Source organism: Nostoc sp. UHCC 0252 (genome assembly GCF_034931145.1).
Classification (GTDB): domain Bacteria; phylum Cyanobacteriota; class Cyanobacteriia; order Cyanobacteriales; family Nostocaceae; genus Nostoc.
Genome location: NZ_JAYGHE010000180.1, coordinates 1 through 2,243, shown reverse-complemented (window position 1 = coordinate 2,243; position 2,243 = coordinate 1). Strand labels below are relative to the sequence as shown.

Sequence of the window (2,243 nt, the reverse complement as noted above, 5' to 3'; positions counted from 1 at the left end):
CCCTTAGCTATGTCGGTGGCGAACATGAAGCTTGGGAACGGCTTATGATCAGCGACAAACTCTCACGTACAAATACAGGTAGCCTCTCTACTAGGCTTTTAGAACTCTATTCCCACTTAGATGCAGGTGGCTGGTGGTGTAATTCAGGAGTAGATCCGCGCACATTTGCTAATCTTACCCCTGGTGAGCAACCTCAAATTAAAGAATGGGGATGCTATAAGCCAAACCGCCCCAGACCCAAAACCGTAAAAAAAGATGGGTTCACTGTTGCGGTTGAAGGCAAGTTCATCAAATATGAGCATCCACCATCAGTTGATTTGAGTATTTTCTTGCTAGATGTTCCAGGGGAAATTGCCCAAAATATTTACTCAAAAGCTGGAGTAAACCCCAGCGATAGCGATCGCTTGAGTGGTTTTTGGTATTGTGTGTATAAACACAATATCCCACTCGTCATTACAGAGGGCGCGAAGAAGGCGGCTAGTCTACTATCGCATGGTCACGCAGCCATCGGACTACCAGGAATTTCCTCCGGCTATCGCTCACCTAAAAACGAGTGGGGCAAAAAAATTGGTGATTCTTATCTGGCTGATGAGTTAGCTGTTTTCGCAACTTCGAGTAGAGAAATCAAAATCTGCTTTGATTATGAAACTAAGCCTGAAACTAAGCTCAATATCCAAAGAGATATTTGGAAAACAGGAAGCTTATTACAAGAATTTGGTGCTGTCGTTAAAGTATTAACGCTGCCAGGGCCAGATAAGGGTGTAGATGATTTTATAGTTGCACAGGGAGGAGAAAGTTTTGAAAAGCTATCTGCCGGGGCTATAGCTCTAGAAGAATGGCATCAAAATCAACTTGATAGCTTACGTTTTACTATCAAGCTCAAAGATGGCACAGTCAAAACAATTGAAGAGAAGGCAGGAGGCAGGAGGCAGGAGGCAGAAAGCAGTTTTCCTTCTGCCTCCCTTATTGATCAACAAAAAGGAGATTCTACTGTGACAGATGCTCCCGAATTAGAACCAAACATGAATGTATTTCACAAGAATCGTCGTAAACCATTTATTGACCCTGGTTCACAGATTATAGATATAAAAGTTATTGATTCAGACATTATCCATATAGATGTTACCTCTGAGTCAACCCAACCAACTGAAACTCCTGTAATTCCACAAAACACAAAAAGCATCAGTTCTTGGGCTAAAAAAGAAAATGTTACACTTTATGAGCCTAATTTTTTTAGAAAGCGCCTAGAAGCTAGTGAGAATAAACAAATAGCTTTTGCTGCTTATACTTTGTTAAAAAAATATGGTGTTGAGGCTAAAGATGAACAACAGCAGACCAGTGGCAAAATCTACCATGCTGATGCTTTTGTAATCAAGAATCATGGTGCTGATAAATACAGTATCTCTCGTCGTCATGATGATGTAGAGTTAATGACTTTTCAAGCTGATAAATGGGGACACGTAGGCAATATTAAACTTTCTTACACAGAAATAGAGTCTGAACAAAAAATTTGGAGAGAAAGACAAATTAACATTCTGCCTATTGAAAGGCAGGAGTTTTTGTTAGTAGCTGACTACCTGAAAGCTGGTAAAGAATTGCCCTCTGTTGATGAAGACCCTCGCAAAATAGCCTCTGTCGTTGGTTCAGTCTCTCCTAAAGGCACACACAATATTTTAGAAAGTTTCAAAGAAAACGAGGTATTAAAAATACTCACACAAAGTATTACTAGCTTCGAGAAAGACGACTTAACCTTGGGCAATTACCGGATTATTTTTCGGCAAACTAGTGACAATACATCTACTCTGCAATTACTCAAAACTGAACACAATGGTACAAATCGGGAAGCTGTTCGCTTTCAGTTTGAGAAAACTGACACTGGTATGACTCATCAAGTCCAAGCGATGGCTATCACTGAAGCTGATTTGGAGAAGTTAAGACTGTTGGCTCAAAAACTGCATATTAATTACAAAGCATTATTTGGCAACCCGACAGACACCCGTGACATCGACTTGCCCGTTCACCCCGAAATTAACCGTAATTTAGACGAGGAGCAGTCATATCAATCTACTCAATCTACGCCCAACGTACCAGATCGCAAGACACAATCCCACCCACAAGAAGCAAGCTTTAATTCTCCAAAACAACAGAACGCTGTATCACACTCAACTACACCAACACCTAACAGCACAACACCATCACAACCAAATTTTTCTTCTAACTTAGATAAAGTTTTGCTACCACTA

Annotated in this window: 1 protein-coding gene; it reads left to right on the top strand. The window is 40.6% G+C overall.

Annotated features, from left to right (window positions below):
* Positions 1 to 44: 44 nt before the first annotated feature.
* Positions 45 to 2,243 (top strand): DUF3854 domain-containing protein (locus VB732_RS35855; protein ID WP_323235542.1); only part of this gene is annotated, 2,199 nt, incomplete at its 3' end.